This is a genomic window from Exiguobacterium sp. 9-2, from assembly GCF_036287235.1.
In the GTDB taxonomy this organism is placed as follows: domain Bacteria; phylum Bacillota; class Bacilli; order Exiguobacteriales; family Exiguobacteriaceae; genus Exiguobacterium_A.
Genome location: NZ_CP142850.1, coordinates 963,876 through 979,925, shown reverse-complemented (window position 1 = coordinate 979,925; position 16,050 = coordinate 963,876). Strand labels below are relative to the sequence as shown.

The following is a 16,050-nucleotide window of genomic DNA, read 5'->3' as shown; positions in this document are numbered from 1 at the left end:
CTTTTACCCTTTGACCGGGACGACCCGGTGATCAAACATGAGATGGCTGTTTGCAAATACTTCTCGTGCCTCTTGTTCCAGTACTTCTTCTTGATCGACATAACGCGCAGATACGTGCGTCAAGAGGAGCTTTTTTACCTGCGCCGTATCCGCGATGACAGCTGCCTGTCGAGCAGTCGAGTGACCGAAGCGTCCCGCATGTTCGACTTCTCGATCGGCAAACGTCGCTTCATGGACTAATACATCGACATCTCGCGCGAGCTCTATCGACGCCGCGCACGGCATCGTATCGCCAAGAACCGCTAGCTTGACACCTGGTTTGGGAGATTCTAAAAAGTCAGACGATGCGTAGACCGTGCCATCGAATTCAAAGGTTTCTTCCAGTGTGATTCGGCGATAGAGTGGACCGGAAGGAACTCCAAGTGCCTTCAGTGCATCGACACGCAATGCCCCACGCTCTTCTGGTCCTTCTAGGCGGTACCCGAACGCCGGAAAACGGTGCTCAAGTGACCGCACCGTCACGCGGAAACCATCTTGTTCGTATGTTTGACCATCTTCGACTTCAACGATCTGGAGTGGATAACGTAAATATGTTCCTGTAATCCTTAATGTCGCGTCCATCCATTCCTTAATCCCTGTCGGTCCATAGATCGTTAGCGGTGTCGTTCCTTCTAAGGCAGCTCGCGTACTGATAAATCCTGGTAATCCAAAAATATGATCCCCATGTAAATGGGTGATGAAGATCGCGTTGACTTTTCGTGGTTTAATCGGACTGTGTAAGATTTGATGTTGCGTCGCCTCTCCACAATCGAACAACCAGGTCATTTTGGGGTGTAACAAGGCAATCGAAGTAACGTTCCGTTGTTTTGACGGCATACCGGCTCCTGTCCCTAAAAAATAAAATTCCATCTTTTTCCCCTTTTCGTAAAATTAGCATTTTTTATACACAAAATACACCTTTCGTGTGTTGAAGCATGGTAAACTGTACCTATTCAGATTTGGAAGGTGGTTTTTCCATGACTAAGATTGAACGGACATATGCCCGGATCGTCCGGGAAGCCCGTAAACTAAACGAGAGTTATCGGCAAAAATACGGAAAGTCGATTCAAATCGATGAAATCGCTTCGACCTTATTATGTACAGAAGAACTCGTTTTAGAGTCTATGGAATATGTGGATCGTCCTCAAGTAGTTTAATCGTACAATGATAAAGAGTGTATCGCAATGTCGCGATACACTCTTTTTGTGTTCCATCAGCTTATTTGTTCGTGATGTAATCGACTAACGTCACACAAAGTTCAGCTGTTTTGACGAGTTCTTCGATTGGCATCTTCTCATTCGTCGTATGGATATCTTCATATCCGACCGCCAAGTTGACCGTTGGAATACCGAAACCAGCGATGACATTGGCATCTGATCCGCCACCAGAATGCAAGAGACGTGGTGTACGTCCAAGTTGTGTGATGGCTGCTTTTGCGACTTCGACAACTTGATCTCCATCTTCGAACTTGAAGCCTGGGTACATGACTTTGACTTCCACTTCGGCACGACCACCGAGTTCTGCCGCTGCTTCTTCAAATGCCGCTTTCATCTTCTCAGTCTGCGCTTCCATCTTCGGAGCAACAAGTGAACGTGCTTCCGCGAAAATTTCTACATAATCACAAACGATGTTCGTTGATGGACCACCACCGCTGAACCGTCCGATGTTAGCTGTCGTCTCTTCATCAATCCGACCGAGTGGCATCTTCGCGATGGCTTTTGAAGCAATCGTAATCGCCGAGACCCCTTTTTCTGGTGCGACACCAGCGTGAGCTGTTTTTCCAAAAATCTTCGCATTGACTTTTGCTTGGGTTGGAGCAGCGGTGATGATGTCCCCTACTTTTCCGTCTGAATCGAGTGCGAAACCGTAATCCGCATCAATTTTCGATGAATCAAGGACCATCGCCCCAACAAGTCCAGATTCTTCACCGACTGTAATGACGAACTGGATTTTTCCGTGTGGTTGATTTGTCTCATTGAGTACATGAACGAGTTCAATTAGTGAAGCGAGTCCCGTTTTATCATCTGCTCCAAGAATCGTCGTGCCGTCCGTCTTGACATAACCGTCCTCGATGATTGGTTTGATTCCTTGACCCGGGAATACTGTATCCATATGGGAAGTGAAATAAATTTTATCGACCCCGTCTTTTGTTGCCGGAAGCGTGACGATCAAGTTATTTCCTTTGTGTTCCGTCTTAGACGAAGCGTCATCCTCAAAAACGTCACATCCGAGATCCTCAAACGTTTTTTTCAAGTGAGCACAAATCCGTGCTTCCTCTTTTGATTCCGAATCGATCTGGACAAGCTCTAAAAACGTATCCAATACGCGTTGTTCATTGACCATGACAAAAACCTCCTCTAATATACTTCAATCCAATAGCGCTTTATTAGTATACCATCCTGACAGCCATTTGCACTTCTGAAAGGTTGTTTGTACAATGGCAGTAATCAGTCGATATGAGAGAGGAGGACATGACGATATGGCAAGACCATCGAAACAACAACGGATCATTAAATGGACGACGATCGGAATCTTAGCGATTTTCCTACTCGGAACATTCGCTTCAACGATGTTCTATTTCTTTTGATTGACGTAGCGTTGTTTGAGACGCAAATATTGCTCTGCTTCCTGCAGCATATGCAACAAGGCAGATCGAACCTCGAACTCCTCCCGCGTGACGGGTAAGGCAGAGGCACGAAAACGCGTCAATAGCGCTTCTAGTTCTAAAATGTATACCATTGCGTCGGCTTCAGGTCGGACATTGTCGCCAATCGTCCGAAAGAAGGCGGCGACTTTTTTTCCTTCTTCGACGACGAGAACAAGTTCCTCCGCATGATGGACGATGCCACGTAGGAGCTCGAATTGTTGTTCGCGCATCCGGAAATAGGCATAGTCCTCATCGTCATTACGTCGACCGATCGCATTCCCCATACGTTTTAAGGCAGCATCTTTTCCCTCATGTAACAGACGTTCCGTCTCGTCAAGCGTCAACGCATGATGATTGACTCGCCCTGTCTCGATCGCGGCCGCGACTTCATAGAATAAGGACGCGATCCGTTGATCAATTTTTTCCCGTCGGTCGTCGATCAACAAATCAAGACTTGGCATGTACATGTTGACAAGCATTCCGACACCAACACCAATTCCGAGCAATAAGGATTCATTCAACAGGATGTGTGCGTTGAGCTGACGTTCCGTATACAAATGTGTCAGTATGACGACACTCGTGATGAAACCGTCCTGAAGTCGGAGGCGTTGAACGGATGGAAGGAATAAAATGAAATAGATCAATAACGTAACCGGACGATAACCGATGACTTCGAACAGAATGAATCCAAGTACGATGGCAAGTAATGACGCCATGATCCGTTCGTAAGACGACCGAAACGTCTTCTTTCGTGTCGATTGGATACTCAAGATCGCAATGATCGCAGCGAAGACGTAATAATCGAGCTTAAGTCGCTCCGCAATCCACATCGCGAGCGCGGCAGCGACTGCCGTCTTCAGCGTTCGATAACCGATTTGCATCAGGTTCACCTCCCTTTTGTTTTTCTTTGTTAGACTACCTACGTTGGACACGAATGTCCATTGCTTTTTAAAGGACGTGATTTTCTTTGACGACACGCACTATCCGTCCTGGTCGCCCCGTGCGCCGGACTAGCTCACTGAAAGGGTTACTCTTCTTTTTCCTCATCGGCATTCTCTTGTTCTTTTGGCTTCGTGAGGAACCGAAGACAGTTTTATCCCCACCGGCTCCTTATACAGCTGAGCGTTATGAGAAAGGTACAATCAACGAACAAGACTTCCAAACGTTCGCCGAGGCAAAGGAGTATGCGGGTCAGCGTGGTGCGGTAAAGCGCGCTTCCGATGACCGCTACGTCTATCTCGGTGGACAAGGTACCGGAATCGTCGATGATCGCGGTATTCTGTCGATTCATCATGACGCCGATTTAAAGAAACGGCTTACCTATGTCGCTTCCGGCACACGCGTCCAATTGCTTCAGTTCGGTGAACAGACGAGTCGCGTCAGCGTCGCAGGCGCAACTGGTTATGTTCCAACGGATCGCTTACGTCCGTTCCCGGCAGAACGTGTCTCGAATCCGTCGTACTATCAGACGAAGGGAAATCGACTCCTTCACTACATCGTTGCTGACGGTGGACTTGGTGGATTGATTGTCGCTGGTGAAGCGACGAACGCGACGTCTCGGACGAGCAAATACGTCGAATCGAAGACACTGACACGTGATTTGACGAAACCGACGCGCCTGAGTGCCAAACAACTCGATGCGTTCATCAAGGAGCAAGCGCCGGACAGCCCTTTGGTCGGGAAAGGAAAAGTCTTTAAGTCCGTTGAAAAGAAATACCGGGTCAACGCGGCCTACCTGCTTGCACACGCCATCCACGAATCCAACTATGGACGGTCTGAGATTGCCCGCGAAAAAAATAATCTATTCGGCGTCAATGCGACGGATTCTGCCCCGGGAGAAGATGCGACTGCTTATAAATCCTTGACGGATTCAATCGAGCAGACCGGCCGATTCATCGCAAAAGATTATCTCGATCGGGATGGTCGTTATTTCCGTGGGGCGTACCTCGGGAACAAACAAAAAGGCATGAACGTCTTTTACGCGTCAGACCCCTTCTGGAGTGAAAAAATCGCTGGTATCCTAGTGAAAATGAACGCCTTCTAAATCCGAGATATGATACACTATAGGGCGAGACAACAATCATTGAGGAGTGAACACGTCATGGAAAAAGTTTTAGTATTTGGTCATAAAAATCCTGATACCGATACGATCACATCGGCAATCGCTTATGCAGAATTAAAGAAAGCTCTCGGTGTCAATGCCGAAGCAATCCGTCTTGGTGAGATGAATGATGAAACGTTATTCGCGCTCGATACGTTCAAAGTTTCAGCACCACGTCTAGTGACAGAGGTCGCGACAGAAGCGTCACACGTCATCTTAGTCGACCACAACGAACGTCAGCAAAGTGCGAACGATATCGACGCTGTTACCGTAACAGAAGTCATCGACCATCACCGAATCGCAAACTTCGAGACATCGGATCCTGTCTATTACCGGGCAGAACCAGTCGGTTGTACAGCAACGATCCTTAACAAGCTCTACAAAGAGCATGGTGTTGCAATCAAACCAGAAATCGCTGGTCTGATGCTATCAGCGATCATTTCTGACTCGCTTCTGTTCAAATCACCGACTTGCACAGAGCAAGATATCATCGCAGCTCGTGAACTCGCAGAAATCGCCGGTGTCGATGCGAACGTCTATGGTCTTGAGATGCTCAAAGCTGGAGCTGATCTCTCGAAGAAAACCGTTCCTGAATTGATCTCACTTGACGCAAAAGAATTCACGATGGGAACACTCAAAGTCGAAATCGCTCAAGTCAACACGGTCGATACAGCTGAAGTCTTGCTTCGCCAAGAAGAACTCGAAACAGCGATCAACGAAGTCATCCTTGCAAAAGGTCTTGATTTGTTCGTCTTCATCGTTACGGATATCTTGACGAACAACTCAGTCGGACTCGTCCTCGGGAAAGAAGCGAATCTCGTCGAACGTGCTTATGGTCTTGAAGCGACGAACAACCTCGTCTACCTCGAAGGTGTCGTTTCACGTAAGAAACAAGTCGTTCCTGTTTTAACAGATACAGCTCTTGCAACACAATAAGTAAAAAAAGAAGGAGTTCGCTCCTTCTTTTTTGAATAAAGAATATGAATGGTCGTTCATTCATTACATAAAGGAGGAATCAATATGACACAAACAATCATGGTGACGGGTGGAACGAACGGTATGGGAAAAGCGATGGCAATCGCTTTAAAGGAAGCTGGCTGGAATGTCGTCGTCACAGGACGTGACGCAGAACGCTTGCGACTGATGGATGAAGCATTGGAACAGATTCAAGGCGAGCATCTGACGATTCAGATGGATGTCCGTGACGCGGACGCTTGTCTTGATGCTGTCAAGCAAGCACGCGAACGGTTCGGTCGTCTCGAGGCATTAATCAACAATGCTGCCGGGAACTTCATCTGTCCGACCGACGAATTATCGCCGAATGGATGGAAGACGGTCATCGATATCGTCCTCAACGGAACATTTAACTGCTGTCACGCTCTTGTCAAGGGTTGGCAGGAAGATCAAGTCGCTGGCGGTCAAATCGTCAATATCGTCGCTTCTTATGCATGGCAGGCAGGTGCCGGTGTCGCTCCGAGTGCTGCTGCAAAAGCCGGCGTGCTGAACTTGACGCGGACGCTTGCCGTCGAATGGGGCTATAAATATCAAGCCCGTGTCAACGCGATCAGTCCGGGGCCGATCGAACGGACGGGTGGTGCTGATAAACTTGCTTTATCACCAGAACACGCGGAACGAATTCGCCGCAACGTCCCACTCGGTCGATTTGGAACACCGGAAGAGATCGCGACGCTTGCAACCTGGATGGTATCAGATCAAGCCTGCTACTTGAACGGAGAATGCATCGCTCTTGACGGTGGTCATTGGTTAAATAAACAACCATTCTGATGATTGAGATTTAATGACTTAAGAAGTCATTCTCCACAAAGATAAGAATGACGCGTTTCACGCCACTCCTACAGGAAAAAGCGCATTTTTGCACTGTCAGAGACGAACAAGATCTGCTTTCCTGCTTGAATGAAGCAGGAAAACTAGCTTGTGTCTCGCCTGAGGAAAGAGCGTGAAAAGACGCGGCATTCTTTTTTGGAGTCAGCCCCTTACATTCGTCTCGAACTATTTTTCTTTCTTTTCGCTATGTTTATGAATTATCTAGAACAGGTAGAAAGTACAAGAAGGAGGCGGTCATATGTGGGGTGCGTTCGGTTGGGGTGCGTTAGCAGGTGGCGCCGTTGTCATTGGCGCCTTGTTTGGACTGTACTTACCCTTAAAACAACGACTGATCGGTTACATCATGTCGTTTGGAACAGGAATCTTGATTGGAGCAGCGACATTTGAGTTGCTCGATGAGGCATTAAAGAAATCAACAACGTTCGTCGTTGCGATTTCCTTTATCGTCGGGGCACTTGTCTTTACGGGCTTTGACTTGTTCGTCTCGTCACGCGGCGCGAGTAAACGGAAACGCTCGTCTGGTGGGAATGAAGGCACGGGGACGGCGATTTTCTTTGGGACGATTCTTGATGCCATCCCAGAATCAATCATGATCGGTGCCAGTCTGTTATCTGGAAATGTCAGCGCGGCACTCGTCGCGGCAATTTTCGTCAGTAACATCCCGGAAGGTTTATCGAGTACGACAGGGTTACGAAAAGATGGCTTTTCGAAGAAAAAAGTCTTGCTGATGTGGGGAGTCGTCTGGTTAATCTCCGCCCTCGCCTCACTCGCCGGCTATACGGTTCTCGCAGAACTACCAGACATGCAGTTCGCCATGATCGGTGGCTTCGCAAGTGGTGGGATCATCGCGATGCTCGCTTCGACGATGATGCCGGAAGCTCACGAGGAAGGCGGCGCGATCGTTGGTCTGTTCGCAGCACTTGGATTAATCACTGCCATCATCCTCAGTTAAACACATAAGGCGTGTTGTCCGGGAAACGAACCGGACAACACGCCTTATGTGTTAAACAATTTAAAACTCACCTGTTCCTCCCGTAACCCCCTCCCATTCCTCCTTAAAACGAGCCACGAACTCTTCCATGTAGCGATGTCGTTCCTCCGCTAAATGATGGGCCGTCTTCGTATTCATTAAATCTTTTAGTCGGAATAACTTTTCTTCAAAATGATTCAGGGCACTTGTCTCGCCTGTTCGATCACCCGGCTTTCGTGGTGTTAGTCCTGGCACATGCATTGGCTCCCCGAACCGACCAGCGAACTGAAACGTTCGCGCAATCCCGATTGCGCCGATCGCATCGAGACGGTCGGCGTCTTGGACGACTTTTCCTTCGATCGTTCGCATTGGTGGACGTGTGCCATCTTTATAGGACAGGCTCGTGATAATGTTTAAAATCTGTTCCTGTTCCTCCTCTGTCACCTTTCCTTGCAAAAAGGTGGCGACCGTCTCTGCCGTTCCCCCGAGTTTGCTATCTGCTACGTCATGAAGTAAGGCTGCTAATTCGATGATCCGAACATTCCCGCCTTCCTGTTTTGCAATATGTAACGCTAAACGGCGAACTCGTTCAATGTGAGCATAATCATGACCTGAAAAGTCCGTCGCATGAAACGACCGGACGAACGCTTCCGTTTCTTGAATCATTGTCGTTCCCTCCATTCCGGTTCAAGTAATCCATACAGTAACATGTCATGCCGCTCTCCGTCTCGTCGTAAAAAAGCACGGTATCTTCCTTCCTGCACGAACCCAAGTCGCTCGTATAATTTAATTGCACGCAAATTATAATCAAAGACCGTCAATTGAATCCGGTACAGATTCAGCTCCAAGAAGGCGTATTCGAGGATCGTCTGTAGCGCATCCGTCGCATACCCTTGCCCTTCACAATCCGAATCGATGCCGATCATCAACCATGCCGTTCCGTGTGTCGGTAAAATATCTTCTAATGCAACGACTCCAATCATCCGTTCATCTTCAAAGTTCCGAATCGCAAATCGAAACGTCTCCGGTGCATCCGTCGCCATCATCTTTTCAATCTTATCCATGGATAAATGACGATATGGCGTCGCACTAAAATGACGGGCGAATGTCGCATCGTCAAGCAATCGTTGCATCACTTCGGTATCTTCCGGTTGAAAACGTGTCAGACGAGTATGATGACCTTCCAGTAGTTTTTTCATTCTTATCCCCCTCTATATTAAAAATCGAAAAACGCTAACCCCTTTTCAGAGTTAGCGTACGGTGATCATAAAACTTTTTCGAGGAATTTTTTTGCCCGGTCCGTCTTCGGATTGTCGAAGAGTTCGACTGGTGAACCTTCTTCCATTAAAATTCCTTCATCGAGGAACAAGACACGATCGGCGACTTCTTTTGCGAAGCCCATCTCGTGCGTCACGATGACCATCGTCATTCCACTCTCAGCAAGCTGCTTCATGACGTCTAGCACTTCGTTGACCATCTCTGGGTCAAGGGCTGATGTCGGTTCATCGAACAGCATGACGTTCGGTTCCATCGCAAGTGCGCGGGCGATCGCGACCCGTTGTTTTTGTCCACCTGACAACTGATTCGGGTAATTATCGCGTTTTTCCGCTAAACCGACACGTTCCAGTAACGTCTCCGCTCGTTTAATCGCCTCGTCCTTTGAAATTCCGAGGACATTGATCGGTGCGTACGTCAGATTATCAAGGACAGACTTATGCGGGAACAAGTTGAACTGTTGGAAAACCATGCCGATGTTCTGACGTGCTTTCGAGATGTTCGCCTTTGGTTTTGTCAGTTCAAAACCATCGACGATGATCGTCCCACTCGTTGGTTGTTCAAGTAAATTGATACATCGTAGAAATGTTGATTTACCAGATCCCGACGGTCCGATGACAGCGACGACTTCACCGCGTGTAACCGTCGTCGAGATACCTTTTAATACTTCTAATTTTCCGAACTGCTTATGCAAATCGGTGACTTGGATCATAGGTTCCATCTGATTACCCACTCTTTCTCATAGCTTTTTCGACTTGTTGGCCTATCAAGCTCAATCCCATGACAAGAACAAAATATACGAATCCGGCAAACAATAACGGTTCGAAATAGATTGCCTTTTCTCCTCCGACGATTTGCGCCCGGCGCATGACATCAAGCACGCCGACCGTCGAGACAAGCGCCGACTCCTTCGTCAACGTGATCAATTCGTTCATGATCGCTGGGAGGATGTTTTTAAAGGCTTGCGGCAAAATGATCGAACGCAGTTGTTTGAAATACGAAATACCGAGCGCGTCTGCTGCTTCCCATTGTCCACGATCAACAGCCTGAATCCCTGCCCGAATGATTTCCGAAATATACGCTCCGGAGTTCAAAGAGAAGGCGATGATTGCTGATTGGTATCCTGTCGTGACATATCCAGTTAGTTGCGGTAATCCGAAGTGAACGATTGCCAGTTGCAAAATCAGTGGTGTACCCCGGAAAATCGCTGTGTAGGCATGACCGATGAAACGGAGGATTCGACTTTTTGTGATTTTTAGTGCCGCGACGACGATTCCGATCAGCATCCCGGCAATGGCTGCTACGATGACGACTTGGAAGAGGACCGGAATGCCCTCGAGAATATATGGAATTGAATCTTGAATCTTTGTAAAGTCTATCATAATCAATCTCCTAACGTCGCACAAAAGGGATGAGGTTACCCCCACCCCCATGCACTTGACTTATTTTGCTTCTTTTTGGAACCACTCTTCTGCTAATTTATCGATTTCACCACTGTCGATCATTTTCTTCAGCTCTTTGTTGAAATCGTCACGCATCTTATCCCCTTTTTTGAAGGCGATTGCTGAACCAGCTGGACCATCTTCTTTAATCTGGTACGTTTTCAGGGAGGCATCTTGATCCATGTATTTGACGGCGACTGCATCCTCGATAATGAGGGCATCGATCCGACCTGTATTCAATTCTTGAATGATTTCTGGAATTTTGTTCAATGGAACCGTTTCGCTGTCTTTAAAGCGGTCTTTCGCGAGTCCCTCTTGAATCGAACCAAGCTGGACACCGATTTTTTTACCTTTGAGTTCATCTTCTGAACTGATCGCTTTATCCTTCGTCATGACTAAGTTTTTCGATTCGAAGTAAATGTCCGTGAAGTCAGCATTTTTCTTCCGTTCTTCCGTTGGTGTCATGCCCGCCATGACGAAATCCACACGACCTGAGCTAAGCGCACCAAGTAGACTACCGAATTCCATATCTTCGATTTTTAATTTATATCCAAGATTTTTCGTAACTTCTTTGGCGATCGCAACGTCGAAGCCGACGATGTCTTCTCCTTTTTTCGTATCGATGTATTCAAATGGGAAGTAATCCGCTGATGTTCCCATCGTCAATACTTTATCATCCTTACTTGATCCACCTGTTGATTCTTCCGACGCGCCACATGCTGCCATTGTGACTGCCAGAATGCCTGCCATTGCCGTTGCTAATAATTTTTTCATTCGAGTTTTCCCCTTCCAACGCTCAATTGTCAGAACTTTAACAATAGTATGACTTATGTGTATGTCCAATTCAATACCGAAAAGCCTGACCTGTTCTATTGCTTTTAGGATATACGAATATTTATTCACTGTAAAGCATAAATATATAAATTTTTTTGACTTTCTATTCATAAATCATGCATAAATGACTGTTTATACAATTTTGCAAACGTTTTCAAATTTAAAATTTATTATTTTAGTCTTATGAATACACAAAAAAGACTCCTTTTTCAGGAGTCTTCTTCGTTTAGGCGTAGATTTCAATTAATGATTCAAGTTTCTCGACGACTTCTTCCGCCGTGAACGATTCGATGTCGAAGCGCTCGACCATCGAGAGGATGTTTCCATCTTGCATTAACGCAAATGATGGAGATGAAGGTGGATAACCTTCGAAATATTCACGCGCACGGTCTGTCGCTTCGCGATCTTGTCCAGCGAATACTGTGACGAAATGATCGGGCTTGATGCCCTCTTTCCGATTGACGTACGCTGCTGCAGGACGGGCGATCCCGCCAGCACATCCACAAACAGAATTGACAAGGACAAGTGTCAGACCTTCCCGTTTCATTGCTTCATCCACGCTCTCTGGCGTCGTTAATTCTTCAAATCCAGCAGCTTGCGCTTCTTTGCGGGCTGTTTGGACGACATCTTCAAAATACATTTGGAAATCCATCGTATTGCCTCCTTTGATTCGTTCTCCTTCTTATTGTACGAGTTTCGGTGAAATCTGTCCAAGTCTGCCGCTTAATTCATTTTCTAAAAATGGTCGCGCCTGCAACAGATCACGGAACGCGATGTACCGGTCGATTTTTTCTTCCGTTGGTCGCTTGTTTTGTTTGTACGCACGGATCAAGATGTTCTTCGGTGTGTGCTCAAGATCGATGAATTCAAGCAATTGCGCTTCATATCCTACAAGCGTCAATAACTCGGCACGAATCGAGTCCGTCGCAAGTGATGCGAATTTTTCTTTGATCAGTCCGTGCTGGAGCATGACATCAAGTGGAGCGCAGTCCAGTTGACGGTTCAGCTCCTTTTGACAACACGGTACACTTAGGATGACTGATGCATTCCAGTCGACAGCTCGTGCGAGTGCGACGTCCGTCGCGACATCACAAGCGTGAAGCGTCACCATCAGGTCGACTTCCGTTTCCCCTGTATAATCATGAACGTCCCCGACGCGGAATGTCAGATCGGTATAATCCAGATCACGTGCAATTTGCGTACATTCTTCGATAACTTCTTTCTTTAAATCAAGACCTGTCACTTCAAGGTCGAATCCTTTGACGACTTTTAAATAATGGTAGAGAGCGAACGTCAAATACGATTTCCCGCAACCAAAGTCTAAAATCCGCAGTTTTTTTCCTGTTGGTAAGGCGGCGATGCTATCCTCGACGAATTCAAGGAAGCGATTGATTTGCTTGAACTTATCGTACTTCTGTTTTTTGACTTGCCCCGCTTCCGTCATCACACCTAGACGAATCAGAAACGGAACCGGTACACCGTCTTCTAATAGATAGGTTTTTTTTCGGTCATGCGACAAGAGTGCTTTCATCGGTTCCTTTTGGGATGTCTTGATCGCGACTTTCATCTTTTTCGAGAGCTGGAACTGCCATTCTTCTTCTTCAAAACGGAAGAGGAATTGCCGGAATTCCGTGAACCAGTCATCGAGTCGACCGATGAAATCCTCCACTAAAATATTTTCATGCTTCATGACGCGTTCAAATTGAAACTCAACCTGCATCATCACCGTATCTCTTAATAGAATCGGTTTTACCTTGATTCGTCGGAGATCATTGGATTTTTGACGCGGATTGCTCATCGTTGCATGGATCAGTACTCCTTGCGTGATTTTCGAAGCAAGGTTCGCTTTTAATTCATGTAGTTCCACTAGTCGTCCCGTCCTTTTCTAATGTTCTTTCGAAACTGTAGCAAATTCGTACCTGTTCGACAAGTTTACACGCTTCATCATTCTTACGTAATCAAAAGGAGGAATGCATCATGTTCAAAAAAATTCTCTCACAAATCGGAATCGGTGCTGCAACGGTCGACACACGGTTGACGGATGATCGCTGTGAACCAGGCGGTCAAATCCACGGTGTCGTCCATATCAAAGGTGGAAACGTCGATCAAGAAATTGACCGGATTTATCTTGAATTCAACACGCAGTACAAACAAGAAGTCAATGATAGTACGACGTTTACGACCTTTACGCTCGACCGGTTTGCCTTAAATGAAGCGAAGTTCACGATCGAAGCGGGTGTCGAGCGGGAAATTCCATTCACATTACGTGTGCCACTAAATACGCCACTCTCCGTCAGCCAATCGAAATCATGGATCGAGACCGGACTTGACATCGCACAATCCGTTGATCCGTCGGACCGTGACGCTGTCATCGTCGAAGCAAACCGTTACCAAACGACGGTCTTAGATGCCATGGAGTCACTTGGCTTCCGGTTAAAGAAAGCCGATACAGAAAAATTACCTGGACGATTCCGTAAAGATTTACCGATTGCTCAGGAACTTGAATACTCAGCACGCAATACACACTACGCTCATAAACTGGATGAGATCGAAATCATCATGCTCCAAGACAGCTCAGGGATTGATTTAATCGTCCAAGTCGATCGTCGTGCGCATAGTCTCGGATCATTGTTCAGTGAAATGGCTGGAGCGGATGAGTCAATGATCAAACTACGCCTATCCAATAGTGAACTGCAGGATCAGTCATTTGTCGAACGCCAGCTGACAAACATCGTGGAGCGCTATAGCTGATCGATCGAATGACTAAAAAGTGATTCCTCTTCAAGGGGAGTCATTTTTTTGTTCAAATCGGAATGCACAAAAACATTATTAAAACTTATTTGCTAATGTAATCGTTTTCAAATAAAATATTGTTTTAAAACAAGCACCTTGCTATACTGTCCGTATTGAAAAGAATTCCAGTCGTGGTTTGACTAGAGGAGGATGTACATCATGAAAAGGATCGGGCAATTCACGTTAACAGCAGGACTCGCAGCAGTACTCGTTTCAAGTAGTTTGCCTGTCATGGCAGAGGCAGGATCTTCAGCAGATCGGATCAGTCAAAAAATCGACACGATGACGCTCGAACAAAAAATTGGACAGATGATCATGCCGGACTTCCGGCAGTGGAATGGCAGTAACCATACGTCGCTTGCTCCGGAAGTCGCGAACATCATCGACCGCTATGATTTAGGTGGCGTCATTTTGTTTGCTGAGAACGTCAGTGAAACCGAACAGACGACAAAACTCGTTCATGATCTGCAAGAAGTGGTCAAACAAGATGACAGCAACGATATTCCGCTCTTTGTCACGATCGACCAAGAAGGTGGCATCGTCACTCGGCTCGGAACAGGAACGAACTTACCCGGCAATATGGCGTTAGGTGCGACCCGTAGTAGCGCGTATGCCAATGATGCCGGTCATATCATCGGTTCTGAACTGCATGCGCTTGGCATCAATGTCAACTTCGGTCCGGTTCTTGACGTCAACAGTAACCCTGGAAATCCCGTCATCGGTGTTCGCTCGTTCTCAAGTGACCCGGAGCTCGTCGGAACGCTCGGTTCCGCTTTGATGAAGGGTATTCAAACTGAAGGCGTCGCAGCGACCGCGAAACACTTCCCGGGTCACGGCGATACCGCGACCGATTCCCATTATGGCTTGCCGGTTGTCGACCGGTCCCTGGAGGAGCTGGAACAAGTCGAGCTCGTCCCGTTCAAGCGTGCCATCGCCGAAGACATCGATATGATCATGACAGGACACATCGGAATGCCGCAAATCGAGTCTGAAGTTGTCACGTCAAAAAACGGCACTTTCCCTTTACCTGCGACATTGTCGGATGACGTCATCACGGGCGTACTGCGCGAAAAACTCGGCTACGATGGTATCGTCATCACGGATGCTTTGAATATGCAGGCGATCGCCGACAATTTTACGGAATCAGAAGCCGCTCTGAAAACATTTGACGCCGGTGTCGACATCGCGCTCATGCCGACGATTCTTCGTTCCGAGCAGGATGTCACAAAACTCGACCAGATTTTTAAGGACGTGATTGCGGCAGTCAAAGACGGACGTCTGTCAGAGAAACGGATTGATCAATCGGTCGAGCGGATCCTGACGCTGAAGGCAGAACGCGGAATATGGAATGGCACGACGGATACGACATCCTTAGTAGATAAACTCGCGCAAGCGAACCAAATCGTCGGTAGTCCCGAACATAAAGCAAAAGAACGCGCGATGACGGAAGCCGCGGTCACACTCGTGAAAAATGATCAACGGACGTTACCCTTCAAGCCGAAAAAGAATGCAAACGTTCTTGTGATCGCCCCTGCGACGGATCAAACGGACAGCATGAAAAAGACGATTGCTTCCCTGCCTAAGAACCGGAACTGGCACGTAACGACAGCGAATTACTCGGCTACTACGCTACCGCTCGACCAAAACCCGACACTACGGGCACAACTCGATGCAGCAGATTACATCATCGTCGGTTCAAACGTCAATACGAGTGCCAAACTACTGCCTACTGCACCAGAGCAAGCGATTCCGGCTTCAATCTTCCGGTATGCGAAACAAACAGATATACCATCCGTCTTGCTTAGCCTCCGCAATCCATACGATGTCGCCGTTCAACCGGACGCACCGGCACACGTCCTCGTCTATGGTTTTAAAGGGGATCCGAACGGACCGGACTCCGAAGCAGGCAATCTGAAATCAGCGGGACCAAATCTTCCTGCCGGTATTCGAGCCATCTTCGGAACGTTCAAACCGCAAGGCACCTTACCAGTTGATGTGCCGGTCTTTCAGAACGGTATCTTTACCGATCAACTGCATCTCGAATTCGGTGATGGCTTTAAAAACTGGAAAAAATGAGAACATGATTCACAAAAGACCGAGACCC

General features: G+C 47.3%; 17 protein-coding genes. 7 read left to right on the top strand and 10 right to left on the bottom strand.

Going from position 1 to position 16,050, the window contains the following annotated elements:
* Positions 1–3: 3 nt before the first annotated feature.
* Positions 4–909 carry a ribonuclease Z gene (gene rnz / locus VJ374_RS05040; protein ID WP_035409018.1) on the bottom strand — a complete coding sequence of 302 codons (906 nt, stop codon included), beginning with the start codon at positions 907–909 and terminating at the stop codon, positions 4–6.
* Positions 910–1,016: 107 nt separating this feature from the next.
* Here rnz and VJ374_RS05035 point away from each other — a divergent pair, with 107 nt between their 5' ends.
* Complete coding sequence (locus VJ374_RS05035; protein WP_023467629.1) at positions 1,017–1,196, top strand: hypothetical protein; 180 nt, start codon at positions 1,017–1,019, stop codon at positions 1,194–1,196.
* Positions 1,197–1,257: 61 nt separating this feature from the next.
* On the opposite strand, the gene VJ374_RS05030 is transcribed toward VJ374_RS05035, so the two are convergent.
* Both VJ374_RS05030 and VJ374_RS05025 read right to left on the bottom strand, forming a co-directional pair.
* On the bottom strand, positions 1,258–2,382 hold the full coding sequence (locus tag VJ374_RS05030) for a M20/M25/M40 family metallo-hydrolase (RefSeq protein WP_308101204.1): 1,125 nt from the start codon (positions 2,380–2,382) through the stop codon (positions 1,258–1,260).
* Between the two features lie 231 nt (positions 2,383–2,613).
* Entirely contained in the window at positions 2,614–3,567 is a 954-nt protein-coding gene (locus VJ374_RS05025) for an aromatic acid exporter family protein (protein ID WP_035409021.1), read from the bottom strand.
* 86 nt (positions 3,568–3,653) lie between these two features.
* Here VJ374_RS05025 and VJ374_RS05020 point away from each other — a divergent pair, with 86 nt between their 5' ends.
* From VJ374_RS05020 to VJ374_RS05005, 4 genes are all read left to right on the top strand, one after another.
* The gene (locus tag VJ374_RS05020; protein WP_329470383.1) at positions 3,654–4,730 is read left to right on the top strand and encodes an N-acetylglucosaminidase; all 1,077 of its coding nucleotides are present in this window, start codon (positions 3,654–3,656) and stop codon (positions 4,728–4,730) included.
* Between the two features lie 57 nt (positions 4,731–4,787).
* Positions 4,788–5,723 carry a manganese-dependent inorganic pyrophosphatase gene (locus VJ374_RS05015; protein ID WP_035409025.1) on the top strand — a complete coding sequence of 312 codons (936 nt, stop codon included), beginning with the start codon at positions 4,788–4,790 and terminating at the stop codon, positions 5,721–5,723.
* A gap of 84 nt (positions 5,724–5,807) precedes the next feature.
* The gene (fadH, locus tag VJ374_RS05010) at positions 5,808–6,572 is read left to right on the top strand and encodes a 2,4-dienoyl-CoA reductase (protein WP_329470381.1); all 765 of its coding nucleotides are present in this window, start codon (positions 5,808–5,810) and stop codon (positions 6,570–6,572) included.
* Positions 6,573–6,870: 298 nt separating this feature from the next.
* Positions 6,871–7,584 carry a ZIP family metal transporter gene (locus VJ374_RS05005; protein WP_035409029.1) on the top strand — a complete coding sequence of 238 codons (714 nt, stop codon included), beginning with the start codon at positions 6,871–6,873 and terminating at the stop codon, positions 7,582–7,584.
* 60 nt (positions 7,585–7,644) lie between these two features.
* Here VJ374_RS05005 and VJ374_RS05000 read toward each other — a convergent pair whose 3' ends face one another.
* From VJ374_RS05000 to VJ374_RS04970, 7 genes are all read right to left on the bottom strand, one after another.
* On the bottom strand, positions 7,645–8,283 hold the full coding sequence (locus VJ374_RS05000) for an HD domain-containing protein (protein WP_442899598.1): 639 nt from the start codon (positions 8,281–8,283) through the stop codon (positions 7,645–7,647).
* Positions 8,265–8,801, bottom strand: coding sequence for a GNAT family N-acetyltransferase (locus tag VJ374_RS04995; protein WP_329470377.1), 537 nt, complete (start codon positions 8,799–8,801; stop codon positions 8,265–8,267). The genes VJ374_RS05000 and VJ374_RS04995 overlap by 19 nt, the downstream gene beginning before the upstream one ends.
* Before the next feature lie 65 nt (positions 8,802–8,866).
* Entirely contained in the window at positions 8,867–9,589 is a 723-nt protein-coding gene (locus VJ374_RS04990; RefSeq protein WP_035409728.1) for an amino acid ABC transporter ATP-binding protein, read from the bottom strand.
* 13 nt (positions 9,590–9,602) lie between these two features.
* Positions 9,603–10,262: an amino acid ABC transporter permease gene (locus tag VJ374_RS04985; protein ID WP_035409731.1), complete on the bottom strand. Its 660-nt coding sequence runs from the start codon at positions 10,260–10,262 to the stop codon at positions 9,603–9,605.
* A 57-nt stretch (positions 10,263–10,319) separates the two neighbouring features.
* The gene (locus tag VJ374_RS04980; protein ID WP_035409033.1) at positions 10,320–11,093 is read right to left on the bottom strand and encodes a transporter substrate-binding domain-containing protein; all 774 of its coding nucleotides are present in this window, start codon (positions 11,091–11,093) and stop codon (positions 10,320–10,322) included.
* A 286-nt stretch (positions 11,094–11,379) separates the two neighbouring features.
* Positions 11,380–11,805, bottom strand: a complete 426-nt coding sequence (locus tag VJ374_RS04975; protein ID WP_023467616.1) for a BrxA/BrxB family bacilliredoxin — start codon at positions 11,803–11,805, stop codon at positions 11,380–11,382.
* Positions 11,806–11,835: 30 nt separating this feature from the next.
* Positions 11,836–13,020 carry a class I SAM-dependent methyltransferase gene (locus tag VJ374_RS04970; RefSeq protein ID WP_035409035.1) on the bottom strand — a complete coding sequence of 395 codons (1,185 nt, stop codon included), beginning with the start codon at positions 13,018–13,020 and terminating at the stop codon, positions 11,836–11,838.
* A 110-nt stretch (positions 13,021–13,130) separates the two neighbouring features.
* On the opposite strand from VJ374_RS04970, the gene VJ374_RS04965 reads away from it, so the two are divergent.
* Both VJ374_RS04965 and VJ374_RS04960 read left to right on the top strand, forming a co-directional pair.
* Positions 13,131–13,904 carry a sporulation protein gene (locus VJ374_RS04965; RefSeq protein WP_035409037.1) on the top strand — a complete coding sequence of 258 codons (774 nt, stop codon included), beginning with the start codon at positions 13,131–13,133 and terminating at the stop codon, positions 13,902–13,904.
* Positions 13,905–14,105: 201 nt separating this feature from the next.
* Entirely contained in the window at positions 14,106–16,022 is a 1,917-nt protein-coding gene (locus VJ374_RS04960; protein WP_329470372.1) for a glycoside hydrolase family 3 protein, read from the top strand.
* The last annotated feature ends 28 nt before the right edge of the window (positions 16,023–16,050 follow it).

What these genes read in the sequence shown, in the direction of transcription:
- rnz (WP_035409018.1), bottom strand. Translation starts at nt 909, where the DNA reads ATGGAATTTTATTTTTTAGGGACAGGAGCCGGTATGCCGTCAAAACAA.
- VJ374_RS05035 (WP_023467629.1), top strand. Translation starts at nt 1,017, where the DNA reads ATGACTAAGATTGAACGGACATATGCCCGGATCGTCCGGGAAGCCCGT.
- VJ374_RS05030 (WP_308101204.1), bottom strand. Translation starts at nt 2,382, where the DNA reads ATGGTCAATGAACAACGCGTATTGGATACGTTTTTAGAGCTTGTCCAG.
- VJ374_RS05025 (WP_035409021.1), bottom strand. Translation starts at nt 3,567, where the DNA reads ATGCAAATCGGTTATCGAACGCTGAAGACGGCAGTCGCTGCCGCGCTC.
- VJ374_RS05015 (WP_035409025.1), top strand. Translation starts at nt 4,788, where the DNA reads ATGGAAAAAGTTTTAGTATTTGGTCATAAAAATCCTGATACCGATACG.
- fadH (WP_329470381.1), top strand. Translation starts at nt 5,808, where the DNA reads ATGACACAAACAATCATGGTGACGGGTGGAACGAACGGTATGGGAAAA.
- VJ374_RS05005 (WP_035409029.1), top strand. Translation starts at nt 6,871, where the DNA reads ATGTGGGGTGCGTTCGGTTGGGGTGCGTTAGCAGGTGGCGCCGTTGTC.
- VJ374_RS05000 (WP_442899598.1), bottom strand. Translation starts at nt 8,283, where the DNA reads ATGGAGGGAACGACAATGATTCAAGAAACGGAAGCGTTCGTCCGGTCG.
- VJ374_RS04995 (WP_329470377.1), bottom strand. Translation starts at nt 8,801, where the DNA reads ATGAAAAAACTACTGGAAGGTCATCATACTCGTCTGACACGTTTTCAA.
- VJ374_RS04990 (WP_035409728.1), bottom strand. Translation starts at nt 9,589, where the DNA reads ATGATCCAAGTCACCGATTTGCATAAGCAGTTCGGAAAATTAGAAGTA.
- VJ374_RS04980 (WP_035409033.1), bottom strand. Translation starts at nt 11,093, where the DNA reads ATGAAAAAATTATTAGCAACGGCAATGGCAGGCATTCTGGCAGTCACA.
- VJ374_RS04975 (WP_023467616.1), bottom strand. Translation starts at nt 11,805, where the DNA reads ATGGATTTCCAAATGTATTTTGAAGATGTCGTCCAAACAGCCCGCAAA.
- VJ374_RS04965 (WP_035409037.1), top strand. Translation starts at nt 13,131, where the DNA reads ATGTTCAAAAAAATTCTCTCACAAATCGGAATCGGTGCTGCAACGGTC.
- VJ374_RS04960 (WP_329470372.1), top strand. Translation starts at nt 14,106, where the DNA reads ATGAAAAGGATCGGGCAATTCACGTTAACAGCAGGACTCGCAGCAGTA.